The organism is Caballeronia hypogeia, assembly GCF_001544875.2.
GTDB classification, from domain to species: domain Bacteria; phylum Pseudomonadota; class Gammaproteobacteria; order Burkholderiales; family Burkholderiaceae; genus Caballeronia; species Caballeronia hypogeia.
Genome location: NZ_FCOA02000001.1, coordinates 117915 through 137110 on the forward strand (window position 1 = coordinate 117915; position 19196 = coordinate 137110).

10 protein-coding genes and 1 pseudogene are annotated in these 19196 nt (G+C 64.9%); 3 read left to right on the forward strand and 8 right to left on the reverse strand.

Translation table 11 applies throughout. The features are described 5' to 3' along the window. Window positions 1-27 precede the first annotated feature (27 nt). The 7 genes from pabB to hrcA form a co-directional block, all read right to left on the reverse strand. Window positions 28-1818, reverse strand: a complete 1791-nt coding sequence (gene pabB / locus AWB79_RS00540) for an aminodeoxychorismate synthase component I (RefSeq protein ID WP_374728513.1) — start codon at window positions 1816-1818, stop codon at window positions 28-30. 37 nt (window positions 1819-1855) lie between these two features. Further along, a complete protein-coding gene (gene dnaJ, locus AWB79_RS00545) occupies window positions 1856-2992 on the reverse strand; it encodes a molecular chaperone DnaJ (protein WP_061165432.1) in 1137 nt (378 codons plus the stop codon). A gap of 236 nt (window positions 2993-3228) precedes the next feature. Continuing rightward, window positions 3229-5184, reverse strand: coding sequence for a molecular chaperone DnaK (gene dnaK, locus AWB79_RS00550; protein ID WP_061165433.1), 1956 nt, complete (start codon window positions 5182-5184; stop codon window positions 3229-3231). Between the two features lie 228 nt (window positions 5185-5412). Beyond that, window positions 5413-6015 (reverse strand): nucleotide exchange factor GrpE, encoded by a 603-nt coding sequence (gene grpE, locus AWB79_RS00555; protein ID WP_061165434.1) that lies wholly within the window; start codon window positions 6013-6015, stop codon window positions 5413-5415. Window positions 6016-6501: 486 nt separating this feature from the next. Then, window positions 6502-6909, reverse strand: coding sequence for an Hsp15 family ribosome-associated heat shock protein (locus AWB79_RS00560; protein WP_061165435.1), 408 nt, complete (start codon window positions 6907-6909; stop codon window positions 6502-6504). Between the two features lie 25 nt (window positions 6910-6934). Continuing rightward, entirely contained in the window at window positions 6935-8002 is a 1068-nt protein-coding gene (hemH, locus tag AWB79_RS00565) for a ferrochelatase (RefSeq protein WP_061165436.1), read from the reverse strand. Between the two features lie 134 nt (window positions 8003-8136). After that, window positions 8137-9153 (reverse strand): heat-inducible transcriptional repressor HrcA, encoded by a 1017-nt coding sequence (gene hrcA, locus AWB79_RS00570; protein ID WP_061165437.1) that lies wholly within the window; start codon window positions 9151-9153, stop codon window positions 8137-8139. A 96-nt stretch (window positions 9154-9249) separates the two neighbouring features. On the opposite strand from hrcA, the pseudogene AWB79_RS00575 reads away from it, so the two are divergent. Beyond that, window positions 9250-10236 (forward strand): annotated as a pseudogene (locus tag AWB79_RS00575) (NAD kinase). Between the two features lie 40 nt (window positions 10237-10276). Next, window positions 10277-11929, forward strand: a complete 1653-nt coding sequence (gene recN / locus AWB79_RS00580; RefSeq protein WP_061165439.1) for a DNA repair protein RecN — start codon at window positions 10277-10279, stop codon at window positions 11927-11929. A 3-nt stretch (window positions 11930-11932) separates the two neighbouring features. Here the strand turns inward: recN and glnE are convergent, their stop codons facing one another. Next, window positions 11933-14731, reverse strand: coding sequence for a bifunctional [glutamate--ammonia ligase]-adenylyl-L-tyrosine phosphorylase/[glutamate--ammonia-ligase] adenylyltransferase (glnE, locus tag AWB79_RS00585; RefSeq protein ID WP_061165440.1), 2799 nt, complete (start codon window positions 14729-14731; stop codon window positions 11933-11935). 146 nt (window positions 14732-14877) lie between these two features. Between glnE and AWB79_RS00590 the strand changes: the two genes are divergently transcribed. Continuing rightward, window positions 14878-19188, forward strand: a complete 4311-nt coding sequence (locus AWB79_RS00590; RefSeq protein ID WP_061165441.1) for a YhdP family phospholipid transporter — start codon at window positions 14878-14880, stop codon at window positions 19186-19188. Window positions 19189-19196 lie beyond the last annotated feature (8 nt).

Consider the following 19196-nt stretch of genomic DNA (forward strand, 5'->3'; position numbering starts at 1 on the left):
CGGCTGACCGCGCGTGGGACTGCGCGGTCAGCGTTTCAGATTCGCTTTGAGCGCGCCGCGCAGCGCGTTGCTGATGAGCACGGCTTCGGCTGCCTGCAAGTCGTCGATCGTCAGCACGCGTTCAACGGCGCCGAGTTCTTCCTTGAGCACGGCGCGCATCACGCCCGGCAGAACGCCGGCGTCGATGGGCGGCGTGAACCACTTGCCGTCGAGTTGCACGAAGACGCTCGAGCGGCCGCCCTCGGTGAGTTCGCCGCGCTCGTTGACAAACAGCATGTCGAACGCGCCTTCCACTTCGGCGGCTTTCCACGCGCGATCGTAGTCGGCGCGGCGCGTCGTTTTGTGCCTGAGCAATGGGTCGCCGGACGACTGCGGGGCAAAACCGCGATCCGATGCGAGCAACACATTCACCGTATCCGACGCCAACGGCGCGAGCGGCGCACCGGTGATCGCGATGCGCCCGCTCTTGTCCAGCGCGACGCGCAGACGATACGGCTTCCCCGCGTCGAGTCCCGCGCAATGCTGCGCGACTTGCGCATCGAGCGCGTGTTGATCGAACGCGAAACCGAGATATGCGGCGCTCGACTGCAGGCGCGCCACGTGACGCGCGTAATGCCGCACGCCTTCGTCGCGCGTGGCGTAAGTCGTCTCGAAGAGTTCGAAGCCCGGATCGGCGCCTGTGAGAAAGCGCGCTTTCAACAGACACTCTTGATATTCGTCGGCGGCGACGCTGTCGAGCACGATGCCCGCGCCGATGCCGAGTTCGCCGCGCTTTTGCGCCGCATCGACGACGAGCGTGCGAATCGCGACCGACAGACAGAGGTCGCCGTCCGCGTCGAGCCAGCCGATCGCGCCGGTATACAGGCCGCGCGGCGTGCTCTCGATTTCATCGATCAACTGCATCGTGCGGTACTTCGGCGCGCCGGTGATCGAGCCGCACGGAAAAAGCGCGCGCACGATGCCGGCGAACGACGTGCCGGGAATCACGCGCGCCTCGATGGTGGACGTCATCTGCCACACCGACGCATAAGGCTCGACGGAAAACAGCGCCGGCACGTTCACCGAGTCCGTGACCGCGACGCGCGACATGTCGTTGCGCAACAGGTCGACGATCATCACGTTCTCGGCGCGATTCTTCGGGTCGAGCCGCAGCGTTTCGGGATCGGCGTCGCGCGGCGCGGTGCCTTTCATCGGCCGGGCGCGCAGCAGATCGCCTCGCTTTTCGATGAACAGCTCCGGCGAGCACGACACGACCGAGCGGCCATCCGGCAACGCGATGAACGCGCCGTACTTCACGGCCTGGCGCTCGCGCAGACGGCGGTAGAGCGCGAGGGGCGCGCCGAAGACATCGAAGTCCAGCCGATACGTGTAGTTGATCTGATACGACTCGCCTTCGCGCAAGGCGTCCTGCACGGCGGCGATGGCCTGATCGAATTCATCGCGCGTGACGCTCGAACTCATGCCCGCCACGCCGGCCACATCGCTCAGGGAATCTTTCGACGCAAGCCAGGCATCCACTTCGTCGCACGACAGATGCGCGCAATCGCGGAACATCAGCACTCGCAGCGCGTGATCTTCGCCTCGGCCGATATGCGCGAACTGCAAATTGCGCCCGAACTCGTAATCCGCGACGACGACCGCGTGCAGGCCTTCTTGCAGATCACGTTCGATATCTGCGCAGACTTCGTCGAGCGCACGAGGGTCCACGCACACTCGTTCGTGCGCGAAGTCCGTGTACAAACGACTCGACCGCCTTTCGGCGGTCGCGTCGCAATCGTCGAGCAGCGCGTATACCGCGCCGCGCTCTTGCACTTTCATCGTCATGCTCGCACGACGTAAAACACCATCGACCGCATCAGTCGAAGAAGCTCTTCACGCGGTCGAACCAGCTCTTGCTTTGCGGACTATGCCGCGCGCCGCCCTGCTCCAGCGACTTCTCGAACTGCTTGAGCAGATCGCGCTGCTGCTCGGTGAGCTTGACCGGCGTTTCCACCTGCACATGCACGTAGAGGTCGCCAGCAATGCTCGAACGCAAGCCCTTGATGCCCTTGCCGCGCAGCCGGAACGTCTTGCCCGACTGTGTGCCTTCCGGCACGGTGAAGCTCGCACGGCCCGCGAGCGTAGGCACTTCGATCTCGCCGCCCAGCGCCGCCGTGGTGAACGGAATCGGCATCTGGCAATGCAGGTCGTCGCCGTCGCGCTCGAACACCGAGTGCTGCTTGATGTGGATCTCCACATACAGGTCGCCGCTCGGGCCGCCGTTGATGCCCGGCTCGCCGTTGCCCGCCGAACGGATACGCATGCCGTCGTCGATGCCCGCCGGAATCTTCACTTCCAGCGTCTTGGTTTCCTTCACCTTGCCTGCGCCGTGGCAGGTCGCGCACGGATCGGGAATGTAGGAGCCGCTGCCGTGACACTTCGGGCACGTCTGCTGGATGCTGAAGAAACCCTGCGACATGCGCACCTGGCCCTGACCATGACAGGTCGGGCAGGTTTCGGGCTTCGTGCCGGGTTTCGCGCCCGAGCCGTGGCAGACATTACAGTTGACCCAGCTCGGCACGCGAATCTGCGTGTCATAGCCGTGCGCCGCCTGCTCCAGCGTGATTTCCATGCTGTAGCGCAGGTCCGCGCCGCGATAGACCTGCGGACCCGCACGCCCGCCGCGTCCGCCGCCGCCGGCCGCCTGTCCGAAGATGTCGCCGAAAATATCGCCGAAAGCATCGGCGAATCCACCGAAGCCTTGCGCGCCCGCGCCCGCCATGTTCGGATCGACGCCCGCATGGCCGTACTGATCGTAGGCCGCCCGCTTCTGCTGGTCGGAGAGCATTTCATAGGCCTCCTTCGCCTCCTTGAAATTCTCTTCCGCCTTCTTGTTGTCCGGATTGCGGTCGGGGTGATACTTCATCGCGAGCTTGCGATACGCCTTCTTGATCTCGTCGTCGCTCGCGTTTTTCGCGACGCCCAGAACGTCGTAGTAATCCCGTTTCGCCATGTCGGTTCGATGCCGCCGCGCTTGACCCGCGACGGTTCCTCTCAGATGCTGCGGATTGCGTGCTGCAACCCGCGCGTAAACCTTTCGCGCCCCGCCCGAAGCGACGCGCCTCTAAAAACAACGTGCCCGGAGAGCCAAAAAGCTCGCCAGGCGCGTTCCACGTCAGACGCGTCCCGCGTCCCGGTGATACCACCGAAAAGGCGCGTGAATGTCGCCACTCACGCGCCTCAAACGGCTTAGTCCTTCTTCACTTCCTTGAAGTCGGCGTCGACGACGTCGTCGTGATGCTGGCTCGCGCCCGCATCAGCCGATGCACCCGCGCCTGCCGCACCCGCAGCCGCGCCGGCCGCGCCCTGCTGCGCCTGCATGTCGGCGTACATCTTTTCGCCGAGCTTCTGCGAGGCTTGCGCCAGCGCTTCGACCTTCGCTTCGAGCGTGGCCTTGTCCGACGCGTTGTCCTTCAGCGCGTCTTCGAGGTCCTTCAATGCCGCTTCGATCTTTTCCTTCTCGGCCGCGTCCACCTTGTCGCCATACTCCGCGACCGCCTTCTTCGTGCTGTGGACCAGTGCGTCGCCCTGGTTACGCGTGTCGGCCAGCTCGCGCAGCTTGTGATCTTCCTCGGCGTTGGCTTCGGCGTCCTTCACCATCTTGTCGATTTCCGCGTCGGTCAGACCCGAGTTCGCCTTGATGGTGATCTTGTTTTCCTTGCCCGTCGCCTTGTCCTTCGCGCCCACGTGCAGAATGCCGTTCGCGTCGATGTCGAAAGTCACTTCGATCTGCGGCGTGCCGCGCGGCGCCGGCGGAATGCCTTCGAGGTTGAACTCGCCGAGCAGCTTGTTGCCCGCGGCCATTTCACGCTCGCCCTGGAACACCTTGATCGTCACGGCGCCCTGGTTGTCGTCGGCCGTCGAGTACACCTGCGAGTGCTTCGTCGGGATCGTGGTGTTCTTGTTGATCATCTTCGTCATCACGCCGCCGAGCGTTTCGATGCCGAGCGACAGAGGCGTCACGTCGAGCAGCAGAACGTCCTTGCGGTCGCCCGACAGAACCTGACCCTGAATCGCGGCGCCCACGGCCACGGCTTCGTCCGGGTTCACGTCACGACGCGGATCCTTGCCGAAGAACTCCTTCACCTTTTCCTGCACCTTCGGCATACGCGTCATGCCGCCGACGAGAATCACGTCGTCGATTTCGCCGACCTTCACGCCTGCGTCCTTGATCGCGGTGCGGCACGGTTCGATCGTGCGCTCGATCAGCTCTTCGACCAGCGCTTCCAGCTTCGCACGGGTGAACTTCAAGTTCAGGTGCTTCGGACCGGAGGCATCTGCCGTGATGTACGGCAGGTTGATGTCGGTCTGCTGCGTGGACGACAGTTCGATCTTCGCCTTTTCAGCGGCTTCCTTCAGGCGTTGCAGCGCGAGCACGTCCTTCGACAGGTCGACGCCCTGCTCCTTCTTGAACTCGCCGATGATGTAATCGATGATGCGCTGGTCGAAGTCTTCACCGCCCAGGAACGTGTCGCCGTTCGTGGAGAGCACTTCGAACTGCATCTCGCCGTCCACGTCCGCGATTTCGATGATCGAAATGTCGAACGTGCCGCCGCCCAGGTCGAACACGGCAATCTTGCGGTCGCCCTTTTCGGCCTTGTCGAGACCGAACGCGAGCGCTGCCGCCGTCGGCTCGTTGATGATGCGCTTGACTTCCAGACCGGCGATGCGGCCTGCGTCCTTGGTGGCCTGACGCTGGCTGTCGTTGAAGTACGCCGGAACCGTGATGACGGCTTCCGTCACCGGCTCGCCGAGGTAGTCTTCAGCGGTCTTCTTCATCTTGCGCAGGACTTCCGCGGAAACCTGCGACGGCGCGAGCTTCGAGCCATGCGCCTCGACCCATGCATCGCCGTTGTCGTGCTTGACGATCTTGTACGGCATCAGGCCGATGTCCTTCTGCACTTCCTTCTCGTCGAATCGACGGCCGATCAGGCGCTTGACCGCGTACAGCGTGTTGCGCGGGTTGGTGACCGACTGACGCTTCGCGGGCGCGCCGACGAGGATCTCGTTGTCATCCATGTAAGCGATGATCGACGGCGTGGTGCGCGCGCCTTCCGAGTTCTCGATGACCTTGACCTGATTGCCTTCCATCAGCGCCACGCACGAGTTCGTGGTGCCGAGGTCGATGCCGATAATTTTGCCCATTTTTTATCACTCTCCTAACTTTGATCGCGGTGGCGTTGCGGCTTGCCATACGCCGGCTTTCTGCCGGCTTACCGGGCCGAATGCCCAAAATTCATACCTGTACGCAAGATAAGTGCGCCGATTTCGATTTCAAGACCCTGAACACAATGCGGTCTATAACTTTTTTCACGCCGGTTGGCCAGGCCCGAAGCGCGTCCGGTCGTCCGGCGGCGTCTTGTCGTGGTGCGCTTACTTCGGCGCGGCGACCGTGACGAGCGCCGGGCGCAATACGCGGTCGGAGATGATGTAACCCTTTTGCAGCACGGAGACAACGGTGTTCGGATCCTGCTCGGCGGGCACCATCGAAATGGCCTGATGACGATGCGGATCGAATTTCTCGCCAATCGGATTGACCGCGACCACACGGCCCTTCTCCAGCGCGCCGCTCAACTGGCGCAGCGTCAGTTCGACGCCCTCGCGCACCTTGGCGACATCCGTCGACTGGTCGGCGAGCGCCGCTTCCAGGCTGTCGAGCACCGGCAGCAGGTTTTCCGCGAAGTTTTCGATGGCGAATTTGTGCGCTTTCGCGACGTCTTCCTGGCCGCGGCGACGGACATTCTCCGTCTCAGCCTTGGCGCGCAGGAAATCTTCCTTGAGCGCCGCAATGGTCGCCTGTGCCTCGGCGAGCGCGGCTTCGCTTCCGTTCGATGCGGGCTGAGCCGCCGCGGCGGCTTCCGCCTGTGCGGCCTGAGCCGGCTGAGCCGCCGCGTTGGTCGGGTCGGCGGCCTGGCGCGCGTTTTCGTCGGCGGGCGTCGGGTTCTGGCTCGCTGAATTCTCTTGCGTGTTTTCCATGTCGCTGAATGTGCAATGCTGAAAGTTGAATCGGATGCGAAAGCGACCTTTCGATCGCGTTTTTCGCACTAGCGGCGGAAATTGGGGCGTCGAAGGCATTTTCAAGCCTTCGGGACGAATTTTTCGGACTTTATTCAGTGGCTTGCGCGTACGCGAAACAGCCGGTAACACACACCTCGCGCCGCCCTGCAGATTCAGATTGAGGGAAAGCCCTGACTCGCCTAAACTTCGTTCAAGCATCGCAGGACGCACGTTTACCCTAATCCTACGAATGCTTCAATCCGCTTACAGCGCATGCCCGTTTCCTGACCCGGCCACTTCCCGACCGGGCAAACCCGTTCTCCGGGGGTACCATGAAACTGACCTTTGCTATCGCGGTGGTCGCCCTGGTACTCGTCGCGGGAACGACCACAATCTGCATGTCCGGCGCCGTGACCGACCGTAACACCGAGTACGGGGGCGTACACGCGACCATGGAACAGTTCTTTAATCCGAACCAGCAAATTTGTCGATGACGCGCCGGTCCCGCTTCGTCGGCCTGCCCTGCAAGCCGGCAGCAGGTTCACGGAAGTTCTTGCGGCGCTCGGCTTCGGCCAGGCGCTTCCCGCGCCCTTCCTCGGTTTCGGCATAGAGCGTCTGCGCGACGCTCGCCGGGCCGCGCACGTCGCAAATACCCAGCACTTCCACCTGCCACACGAGCCGCTCGATATCGATCTCGACGATATCGCCCACACGAACGTCCTTCGACGGCTTCACATTTGCGCCGCCGATCTTCACGCGACCCTTTTCCACCGCGTCGCTCGCGAGCGAACGCGTCTTGAAGAAACGCGCTGCCCACAGCCATTTATCGATGCGCAAACGCGCGCCGGGTTCCGTCGAAATCTTGTAGTTCATGGGTCAATGCTGGTTGAAGCCGGGCTCACGCCACCGCCGTGAGCGGCTGGACGGTCTGCACAGGCCAGCCCTGCAGATGCTGCGCCGCAATCTCGCCAAGCGCCTTGATCCACGCCGGCGACGCGTTCAGGCAGGGAATCCGGTGGAAATGCCTGCCGCCCGCCTTCAGAAATTCGTCGCGCACCTCGATGCCGATTTCCTCGATCGTCTCGAGACAATCCGCCGTGAAACCGGGACAAAACACGTCCACGCGCCCGACGCCTCCCGCACCTAGCTCCGCGAGGGTCGGTGCGGTGTACGGCTGAAGCCACTCGGCTTTACCGAAACGCGACTGGAAGGTCACGCGGCACTCCACCGGCGTAAGGCCGAGCGCGGCGGTCAGCAGCGAGCCGGTCAGCTGGCACTGGTCGTGATACGGGTCGCCCAGGTCCATGGTGCGCTTCGGCACGCCGTGAAAACTCAGCACGAGCTTGTCGCCGGCGGCGAAATCCGGTGCACCGTGATGCCGCCAGTAATCGCGCACCTGCTCGGCGAGCGCGCCGATATACGCCGGATGATCAGCGTAGTGACGGATCGTGCGGATTTCCGGCTGGTTACGCACACGCCTGAGCGCCGTGAAAGCGTCGTCGAACGCGGTGGCTGTGGTGGACGACGAATATTGCGGATACATGGGCAGCAGCAGGATGCGATCGGCGCCCTCGAGCTTCAGTTGATTGAGCATCGCGCCAATGCCGGGCGTGCCGTAGCGCATCGCGTAGTCGACGATCACGTGATAGTCGTTTGCCGCGAACAGCCGCCGCAAGCCCTCGACCTGTCGCACCGTGAACACGCGCAGCGGCGAACCTTCGGGCATCCAGACCTGCGCATATTTCTTCGCCGACGCGCGGCCGCGCAACGGCAAAATCAGCCCGCGCAAGATGATTTGCCAGACAAACGAAGGAATCTCGACGACCCGCGGGTCGGACAGAAACTGCGCCAGATACTTGCGCACGGCCCGCGGCGTAGGCGCGTCCGGCGTGCCGAGATTGATCAGCAGCACCGCGACGCGATGCGAAGCGCTGGGCTGCGACGGCAACTCGAGGTCGAAACGCATAGGAACGGGCGGGCTGAGAAAAGGCGTCGAAAAGGTGAGGACCATTATAGCGGCGGCCTCGAAAACGCATCATTGGCCGAATGGCCTAGTGGCGCGGCCGTGTCCGGCGCGCCAAGATAGACCTGAATGCAGCGCTATTGATGGCTGAGCGACATCGAGAGCAGGCGCGCTGTGATATCGACAATCGGGATCACGCGGTTGTAGGCCATGCGCGTCGGACCGATCACACCGAGCGTGCCGACGATCTTCCCATTGACTTCGTACGGCGCCGTCACGACGCTCATTTCCTCGATCGGCACGAGGTTCGACTCGCCGCCGATGAAAATCTGCACGCCTTGCGCGTGACTCGATACATCCAGCAATTGCAGGAGGGAGGTCTTTTGGTCGAACAGGTCGAAAAGCTTGCGCAAGCGCGCCATGTCGGAGGAAAGGTCCGCTACTTCGAGCAGATTGCGCTCGCCGGAAATCAGCACGGTGTCGGTGGGGTCCGTCTCGGCCGTGCTCGCGACCACGGCCGCCTGCATGAGCGCGGTCATGTCGCCGCGCAACTGGTCGATTTCCTCGCGCAGACGGCGGCGCACCTCGTCGAAAGACAGGCCCGCGAAATGCGCGTTGATGTAATTGGAGGCCTCGACGAGCTGGGCGGGCGAATAGTCGCGCTGCGTGGCCATCATGCGGTTCTGCACGTCGCCTTCGGGCGTCACGATGATCAGCAGAATGCGCTTGTCCGAAAGCCGCATGAATTCGATCTGCCGGAACATGTGGCTGCGGCGCGGCGTGAGCACGACGCCCGCGAACGACGACAGGCTGGACAGCACGCTCGCGGCCGCCGCGACGATCTTCTGCGGCTCCTCGCCCTGCAGGCGGGTCTTGACCGCCGTTGTCATCGCTTCGTCTTGCGGGGCTTCCACAGTCAGCATGGTGTCGACGAAGAGCCGATAACCGCGCGGCGTGGGAATGCGGCCCGCAGAGGTATGCGGACTGGCGACGAGCCCGAGCTCCTCGAGATCCGACATGACGTTGCGGATCGTCGCGGGGCTCAGTTCGAGACCGGAATGACGTGATAACGTGCGCGAACCGACCGGCTGACCTTCGGCGATGTAGCGCTCGATCAACGTTTTGAGGAGGGTTTGTGCACGTGGGTCTAGCATGGGGAAATTTTAGCTCAACGAGTCGGATGGCGGCCAGCCGCGCCGCGTGCGCTGCGTTCAACGTCCGCTCCATTCTAGCGAGAAACAACGCGCGCGCTGGTGCGGCGTCGCGAGGCTCCGGCGCGGCGCTCCCGCGCGTCATCGCCCACGGTTCTTTTCGCTCTCTGACTATGGTGTAATGCCGGCATGGAAATTGGCCAATTCAAGACCGTCGCGCTCGTAGGGCGCACCAACACGCCAGGCATCGAGGCGCCGCTGAGAGCGCTCGCCGATCTCCTCGGCAGCCAGGGCTTCGAAGTCGTCTTCGAGGCGGGCACCGCGAAGGATGTCGGCGTGACGGAATTCCCGGCGCTTTCCATCGCCGAAATGGGCGCGCGCGCGGATGTCGCGATCGTGCTCGGCGGCGACGGCACCATGCTCGGCATCGGCCGGCAGCTCGCGCCGTACAAGACGCCGCTGATCGGCGTGAATCACGGGCGGCTCGGCTTCATCACCGACATTCCGCTGAAGGCCATGCGCGAGATCGTGCCGCAAATGCTCGCCGGCCAGTTCGAGCGCGAGGAGCGCAGCCTGCTCGAAGCGCGCATCGTGCGCGACGACAAACCCATCTATCACGCGCTCGCGTTCAACGACGTGGTGGTGAACCGCAGCGGCTTCTCCGGGATGGCGGAACTGCGCGTCTCAGTGGACGGCCACTTCATGTACAACCAGCGCTCGGACGGTCTGATCGTCGCAACGCCGACCGGTTCGACCGCCTACGCGCTGTCCTCCGCGGGGCCGATTCTGCATCCGCAACTGGGCGGCTTCGTGCTCGTGCCGATCGCGCCGCATTCGCTTTCCAACCGTCCGATCGTGCTGCCCGACGATTCCAAGGTCACCATTCAGATCATCGGCGGGCGCGACGTGAACGTGAACTTCGACATGCAGTCGTTCACCGCCGTCGAGCTGAACGACGCCATCGAGGTGCGGCGCTCCAAGCACACGGTGCCGGTGCTGCATCCGGTCGGCTACAGCTCGTACGCCACGCTGCGCAAGAAGCTGCACTGGAACGAGCATCCGTCGCAGGACTCGTCCGCGCTCTGAACCGCACGAATATTCGCCAGAATTCCTTCCCGAAGCGTCCATGCTCCGTCATCTGTCCATTCGAGACTTCGTCATCGTCGCCACGCTGGATATCGATTTCGACCCAGGCTTCACGGTTTTTTCGGGTGAAACCGGCGCAGGCAAATCCATTCTGATCGACGCCCTCGCGCTAACTCTCGGCGCCCGCGGCGACGCCAGCGTCGTGCGCACCGGCCAGCAGCGCGCCGACATCACGGCGGAATTCGACACGCATGCTCAAGTCGCGCGCTGGCTGGAGGAGCACGCGCTGTCGCAGGACAGCGATTCGGTGATGCTGCGCCGGGTGATCGATTCGGGCGGCCGCTCGCGCGCGTTCATCAACGGCACGCCCGCGACGCTCGGGCAACTGCGTGAAGTGGGCGAAATGCTCGTCGATATCCACGGCCAGCACGCTCACCAGTTGCTGATGCGGCCCGACGCGCAGCGCGAGCTCTTCGACACGCACGCGCAATTGCTCGACACGGCAAACGCGGTGAACCGCGCGTGGCGCACGTGGCGCGAAGCGCAGCAGGCAGTCGAAACCGCGCAAAGCCGCGATCGCGAATTGCAGCTGGAACGCGAGCGTCTTGCCTGGCAACTGAGCGAGTTCGACAAGCTCGCACCCCAGCCGGGCGAATGGGAAGAAGTGAGCGCGGAGCATCATCGGCTGTCGCATTCGGCGAGTCTCATCGACGGCGTGCAGGGCGCGCTCGGGGCGCTCTCCGAATCCGACGAAGCGATGATCTCGCAGCTCGGCGCGATCATCTCGAAGGTGCGCAGCCTGGCCGACATCGACCCAGCGCTGACCGACGTGCTCGCGTCGCTCGAACCGGCGGAGATCCAGTTGCAGGAAGCGTCGTATTCGCTGTCGCACTACGCGCAGCGGCTGGAACTCGACCCGGACCGGCTCGCCCAGGTCGAAAAGCGCATGGAGCAATTGCATTCGACCGCGCGCAAGTTCCGCCTTCAGCCGGAAACGCTGCCCGAAGAACACGACGCGCGCCGCAAGCAACTCGCCGAACTCGACGCCGCCGCCGATCTCGACGCGCTCAACGCCGTCGCGGACAAGGCGAAGAACGCGTATCTCGAACAGGCCAAAGTGCTGTCGAAGGCGCGGGCCAAGGCGGCGAAGAATCTGTCGAAGGCCGTCACCGAAGGTATGCAGGAATTGTCGATGGCGGGCGGCAGCTTCGAAGTCGCGCTCGTGCCGCTCGCCGAAGGCGGCGCGAACGGGCTGGAGCAGATCGAATTCCGCGTCGCGGGTCATGCGGGCGTCGCGCTCAGGCCGCTCGCGAAAGTCGCCTCGGGTGGCGAACTGGCGCGTATCAGTCTCGCGCTCGCCGTGATCGCCAGCACCGCAAGCCCCACGCCCACGCTGATCTTCGACGAAGTGGACACGGGCATCGGCGGCGGCGTCGCGGAAGTGGTCGGGCGGCTGTTGCATCAGCTCGGGCGCGATCGTCAGGTATTGTGCGTCACGCACTTGCCGCAAGTGGCCGCGCGCGGCGATCAGCACTTTCAGGTCGCGAAGTCTCCGGACGACACCGGCGGCACCGTCAGCACCGTCACGCCGCTCGACAAGTCGAAGCGCATAGAGGAAGTCGCGCGCATGCTCGGCGGCCTGGAAATCACCGCGACCACGCGCAAGCACGCGAAGGAAATGCTGGCGGCCTGAGCGTCAGGCGTCGGCCGCCACCGCGAACACCCGCTCCCACAACGCCGTCACCGCGTCGCGCTCGGTCTGAACCGCCGAAGGATCGACGCGCGCCTTCTCCATGCCGTCGAGCCGCAGCGTGTGCTGCAGCTTGCGATAGTGCCGGTACGCCGCGCCGATCGCATCGGCCTCTTCTTCCGCGATCAGACCGCTCTGCGCCGCGATCTTGAGCAGCGTGATATTGCCCGCGTTGCGCAAAAACTCCCGATGTTCGCGCGCGTGCAGCAGCACCCAGTACTGCACGATGAATTCGATATCGACCATGCCGCCGCGATCGTGCTTCAGATCGAACAACTCGCTGTGATTCGGATGGCCGTCGGCGACGCGCTGGCGCATCGACACGATCTCGCGCCCGAGCGTGGCCGCGTCGCGTTCCATCACGAGCACGTCGGCGCGGATCGCCTCGAACTGCGCGCCGATTTCGGCATCGCCCGCGCTGTATCGCGCGCGAGAGAGCGCCTGATGTTCCCAGACCCACGCCGTGTTCGCCGCGTCGCCTTCGCGAATCTGATAGCGGCGGAAGGATGCGAGATCGGTCACGAGCAGGCCCGATTCGCCGTTGGGCCTCAGCCGCAGATCGACATCGAACAGCGTGCCCGCGCCCGTGGCCGCCGTGAGCCAGGTGATGAGACGGCGCGTGAACATCGCGTAGATGTCGGAGGCGGAATCGTCGGGGTCGTCGTAGAGGAAGATCAGATCGAGGTCCGAGGCATAGCCCAGTTCCTTCCCGCCCAGCTTCCCATACGCGATGACCGAAAAGCGCGGCGTCTCGCGATGCCGCTTCGGAAACTGCTTCCAGACGGTCCGCACGGTCACGTCGAGCACGGCGTCGGCGAGTTCGGACAGCCGGTCGCTCACGTGCTCGACGGAAAGACGTCCGGCCAGATCGATCAGCAGAATGCGGAACACTTCGGCCTGATGCGCGTGCCGCAGTAAATCCATCTGATGTTCCGCGTCCTCGTCGGCGTCGAGCCGCGCGAGCAGCGAGCGTTTGAACACCGCCCAGTCGAACGGGCTTGCGATGGCTTCATCGTCGAGCAATTCGTCGAGCAGTTGCGGATGGCGGATCAGGTAGCCCGCCGCCCAGCGCGACCCCGACAGCACGGAAAGGACGCGCTCCAGCGCCGCCGGATATTCGGTCAGCAGCGCGAGATACGCGCCGCGCTTGCTGACGGCTTCGAGCAGATCGAACAGACGCGTGATGGTGTCGCCGCGACGCGCGGCATCGACGGACCGCGCGGCTTCGAGCGCGCGCTGCGCGACGATGTCGAAGCGCTCGCGGCTCCGCGACGGCAAGCCCGCATAACGCGCCGAATTCCACACGCCCGTCAGGCGCGCAAGCACCGGCGCCGGGTCCGCGAAGCCGAGTTCCATGAGTCGCGCGGCGAGCTCTTCCTGCGCGGATTCATCCGCGAGCGCGCTGCTCCAGATCCACGACGCCGCCGAATCGTCCGCGACGCCGCAGCCACCCTCCCCGCTCACCTTGTCGGCGAAGATCGCGTCGAACTGCTGCTCGACCAGCTCGCGATGCGCGTCGAGCTTTTGCATCAGCGCCGCGTAGTCCGCGAAGCCGAGCGACTGCGCGAGCAGCGCGCGTTCGTCGTCGGCGACGGGCATCGCGTGCGTCTGCGCGTCGTTGCGATATTGCAGGCGATGCTCGACCGTGCGCAGGAACAGATACGCGTCGGATAACGCCGCGCACACGTTCGGCGCGAGCAGGCCGTGCGCGGCCGCGCGATCGAGCACCGCGAGCGTCGGCCGAATGCGGAAATCCGCTGCCTGTCCGCCGCGAATCAACTGGAAGACTTGCGCGCTGAATTCGATCTCGCGAATGCCGCCACGCCCGAGCTTGATGTCGTCGGCTTTATCGGGACGCATGGACGCGCGCCGCCGCGCTTCCTGGCGAATCTGCTGATGCAGCGAACGGATCGCGGCGATCACGCCGTAGTCGAGATAGCGCCGGTAGATGAACGGCGTCGCGATCGATTCGAGCTGCTTGACGAGGCGCTTCGCCGAATCGCTGTGCGTCTCCGACACGAGCCGCCCCTTGATCCAGGCGTAGCGTTCCCATTCGCGGCCCTGCACGTAGAAATATTCCTCGAGCATGCCGAGGCTGCACACGAGCGGACCGGAATCGCCGTTGGGCCGCAGCCGCATGTCGACGCGAAACACGTAGCCGTCCTGCGTGATCTCCGCGAGCGCGCCGATCAGGCGGCGGCCGAGCCGTGTGAAGAATTCCTGCGTCGTGAGCGGCGAGCGCGTGCCGCCCGAGGTTTCGCCATCGTCTTCATAGACGAAGATCAGATCGATGTCCGACGACGCGTTCAGCTCGCGCCCGCCGAGCTTGCCCATGCCGACGACGCCGAGCGTGAGGCGCTCGCCGTTCGGCCCACGCGGTTCGCCGAACAGCACTTCGAGATCCGCAGAAAGCACCGCGAGCGCGCGCTGCACGGTGACTTCGGCGAGATCCGTCATCGCGCCGGTGACTTCGGCGACGTCGGCCGCGCCGGCCAGATCGCGCTCCATCACCGTGCAGAACACGTCGGTGCGCAAGCGGCGCAGCGCGGTCTTGAGCGCGGCTTCATCGAGCACGCCGTTTTTGGCGCAGGGCGCGCAGTGCTCGTCGAGCCGCGCTTCGATCCATTCGCGCGTCACACGCGATTGCGCCCACTGCGCGACATCCGACGCCAGTTCGGGACGCGCCGCATACGCGCGCGCCGCATAGTTGGAATAGTTGGAACTGAGAAGAGTCGCGTCGGTCATTTAATGTTTGGCTCGCTCGTTGCTTGGTTCTTCGCTTCCGGTGACGCGCCCCGCGCACGCGCGCAGCAGCGCCGTCGTCCATAAGACGCCGTGTTACATTTCACCGTCTAACACACAAAACTACCATATCGCCCAACAGCCGCAGCATGTCCGACAGCAGACGATCCGTCGACCCGACCGAAGTTGGACAAGCCAAGCCCAGCGGCAACGCCGAGCGCGTGCTGTCGCGCGTCTTCAAAATCGTTCTGGTGATCGCGGCCATCGCGTACTTCGTGGTGGCGGGCGTGTATGTCGGTCTGCGCTATCTCGTGATGCCGCAGGTCGATTCGTTCAGGCCGCGCATCGAGCAGATGGTCTCGTCGCAGATTCACGCGCAACTGCACATCGGACGGATTTCGGCGCGCTGGTCGGGGCTTACGCCGACGCTCGATATCGACAACCTGCGCATCGACGCCGCCGATGGCTCGCCCGGACTCGCGGTGCCGCACGCGAGCGCGAGCATCGCATGGGGCTCGCTGATTCATCTGCGGCCCAAGCTCGCGGAACTCACCGTCGACGGTCCCGACGTGATCATCGCGCGCGGTCCAGACGGCGCGTTGAGCGTCGCGGGCGTGCCGATTCCGACGCATCGCACCGGCTCCAACGCGTTCACGACCTGGCTGCTCGGGCAGGACCACATTCTTCTGCGCGACGGCACGCTGCGCTGGCGTGACGCCGAACGCACGGCGCCCGAGATCGCGTTCAAGCGGCTGCATCTGGCGATCGTCAACGACGGCACGCGCCATCGCGCCGCGCTCAAGGCGCCCGCCGACGGCGAAGTGCTGCACGGCCCGCTCGATCTGCGCGCCGACTTCCGCCACGAACCCTTCAGCGCGATGGGCGCGCCCGCGAACTGGACCGGCCAGGTCTATGTATCGACGGGACCGGTCGATCTGCCGACGCTCGCGCGCTATGTGAAGCTGCCGTTCACCATGTACGGCGGGCGCATCGACAACCGCATCTGGGTGAATTTCGCGCGCGGACATCTGCAAAGCGCGGCCGGCGAACTGAGCGGCGGCGAGATCGCGCTGCGCGTGGGCGCGGCGCAACCGCGTCTGGATCTGCCGATCGCGCGCCTGAACTGGAACGTGGAAAACAAGGACGGCACCTGGACGCTCGTCCTGCGCGATCTCCAGGCGGAGCTCGGCCAGCCGCCGCTCGACAATACGCCTGTCTCGCGCCTGCTCGCCTCGCATACGCTCACGGGCGTCTACCGGCCCGCGTCGGTCGGCCACGGCCAGATGTTCAACGTGAAAGGCGATCGCGTGGATCTGGGCGTGCTCGCGGAATTCCTGCGCGCGCTGCCCGTGCCCGCGCGCGTGCTCAACGAACTGGTGCGCTTCAATCCGCGCGGGCAGATCGCCGACTACACCATCTACACCGAGCGCGCGCCGCCGAAGACCGAGGAAGAAGCGAAGCGCCAGCGCGAGAAAGGCGATGCGCCGCTTCTGCACTACGCATTCAAGGGCGAGCTTCAGGGCATCAGCGTGCAGGCGCAGGAGCCGCCGCCCGGACTCACCATCAACAACCATCCGCGCGCGGGCATTCCGGGCGTCGAGAATCTGTGGGGCAATATCGACGCGAACGAGAAGGAAGGCCGGATCACCATCGACACGAAGAATGTGGCGGTGACCATTCCCGGCGCGTTCGACGATCCGCGCCTCACCTTCGATACGCTGCGCGGCAACGCGCGCTGGAACGTGGCGGATGCAATCGCGCCGGGCGAACTGCGCCGCGCGTTCACGATCCATCTCGAGACGCTGCACGTACAGAACGCCGACGCCGAAGGCGAAGTCACCGCCGATTACTGGAATCAGGGCCACGGGCGCGGCAATCTCGATCTGAAGGCGAAGGTCGCGCACCTGAAGGTGACGAGCCTCGTGCGCTATCTGCCGACGAGCCTCAACGAGCGCGTGCGCGTCTATCTCGGTCACGCGCTGCAGGCGGGCACCGCGAAGAACGGGACCATCGAAGTGCATGGCGACCTCACGCGCTTCCCTTACGCGAAGTTTCCCGATGCGGGCATCTTCCGCATCAATGCGCCCTTCACGGGCGGCAAGTTCGATCCGACGCCCTTCCCGCCGCGCAAGATGGCCAACGGCGTGCCGAATTTCTGGCCTGCGTTCGAAGGCATCGACGGCACCTTCACGCTCGCGCAGAACAAGCTCGGCTTCGACATCGACCGGGGGCACTATCGCGGCGTGAAGGTCTCGAAGGTCGTCGGACGGATCGACGATACGGGCAATCGCGAGACGAAGCTGTGGATCGACGGCAAGGCGCGTGGCCCGCTCGCCGACATGCTCCAGTACGTCGACGACAGCTCGCTCGGCGTGATGGCCAAGCACGCGACACGCAAGCTCGACGCGAAAGGCGACGCCGCGCTCGCGCTCACGCTCGGGATTCCCCGCTATCGCCCGCCCGCGCCGCAGCCGCCCATCAAGACCGAATACAAGGGTTCGCTCACGTTCGCCGACAACGAGATCGCGTACGGCAATCTGCCGCCGCTCACGCATCTGCGCGGCCGCGCCGATTTTGCCGCGAAGACCGTCACGCTCGACGGCCTGAGCGCGCAACTGCTCGGCGGCGATGTGCGCGCGAAAGGCGGCGTGCAGCCGGACGGCAGCTATGCGATCGACGTGAACGGCCGCATCGGCGCCGACGCGGCCGGGCGGCTCAACAAGCGCATCCCGCCGCAGGCCGCCGAATTCATGAAGCGCATCAACGGCGCCGCGCCTTATGATCTGCACGTGCGCGGCGCGAGGAACGCGCTGCCGACCGTGCAGGCGAACTCCGATCTGACGGGACTCGGCATCGATCTGCCTGCGCCGTTCGGCAAGGCGCAAGGAGCGCCGATGCCGCTCTCGTTCACCTTCGGACCCGCGCCGGGCGAGGCGTCGGATCTGCACGACGCGAAACTGGTGTTCGGGCCCGTGCAGGCGCATTACCTGTTTCAGCAGATCGGCCGCGCGCAGGTGAAGATCGATCCGGAGAACGCCGCCGAGCCGATGAACATGCGCGCGCAACTGAAGGTCGCGCGTGGCGCGATCGCCGTGAACAAGCCGGCCGATCTGCCGGCCGAAGGCGTGAGCGCGGTCGCCGACCTGAACGAATTCGATGCCGACGCATGGCGCAAGGTCTTCGCCGAAATCAGCGCGTCCGCGCCCCCTGCCGATGCCGCCGCCGTGAACGCGCCGCGCCCGCCGCTGAGCGAGAACGTCAAACAGTTCATCCCGACGCGCGCCGCCGTCCATGTCACGACGCTGCGGCTGCTCGACCGGCGCTGGGAGAATGTCGTGATCGGGGCGAGCGAGGCCGATCGCAAGTGGCAGGCGAATGTCGCGTCGAATCAGGTGTCGGGTTACGTCTCGTGGATGCCCGGCGCGACGAAGGACAGCCCCGGCGCGTTGCAGGCGCGTTTCGCGAAGGTCGTGATTCCGGAGAAGACGGAAAACGATCTGGTCGGCAAGGTGGTCCGCCGGCCGCCGCGCAACATGCCGACCATCGATCTGATCGTCAACGAGCTGGTGTTTCGCGGACACAGCCTCGGGCGTCTCGAAGTCGACGCACGCAACGAAGTCATCGCCGACGAACCGATCTGGACACTCGACAAGTTCGAGCTCGCCAACCCTGACGCGACGCTCACCGCGAACGCGACGTGGCGCACGCTGCCGGGCGGTGTGGTGAAGGCCGCCCAACCCGACAACAACGCGATGCCCTACGACACCGACGATGGCATCGCGCGCCGCACCTCGCTCGATTTCAAGCTCGACGTGAAGAACGGCGGCCAGTTGGTCGACCGCTTCGGCGCGCCACACGTGGTCAATTCGGGCAGCGGCACGATCGCGGGGCACGCCGCGTGGAACGGCGGGCCGACCACCGTCGATGTGAACACGCTCGACGGCAACGTCGCGGTCGATCTGCGCCACGGCCAGATTCTGCGCGCGCCGGGCGCGGCGAAGTGGCTCGGCATCTTCAGCCTGCGCAGCCTCACGAACCTGCTCACGTTGCACTTCGAGGATGTCGTCGGGCAGGGTCTGCCGTTCGAGAAGATCACCGGCAACGCCAAAATCACCGATGGCATCAGCCGTACGGACGACTTCCTGATGGTCACCTCGCCCGCGCGGGTGCAGATGCAGGGCATCGTCGACATGCCGAAGGAAACGCAAGACCTGCACGTCAAGGTGATCCCCACAGTGGGCGCAGGCGCGGTCGCGCTGGGCGCGGCCGTCATCAATCCGCTGCTGGGCCTGGGCGCGCTCGCCGCCGATCTCGCATTGTCCGCATCGATTCAGAAAGCCTTCGCACTCGACTATTCGATCACCGGCTCGTGGAGCAAACCCGTCGTCCAGCGGCTGGGTGGCGATCAGGGTAAGATCGAAACACCCGCCGCCGCCGTGGCTCCGTCCGCTGCCCGCTGAAAAACGGG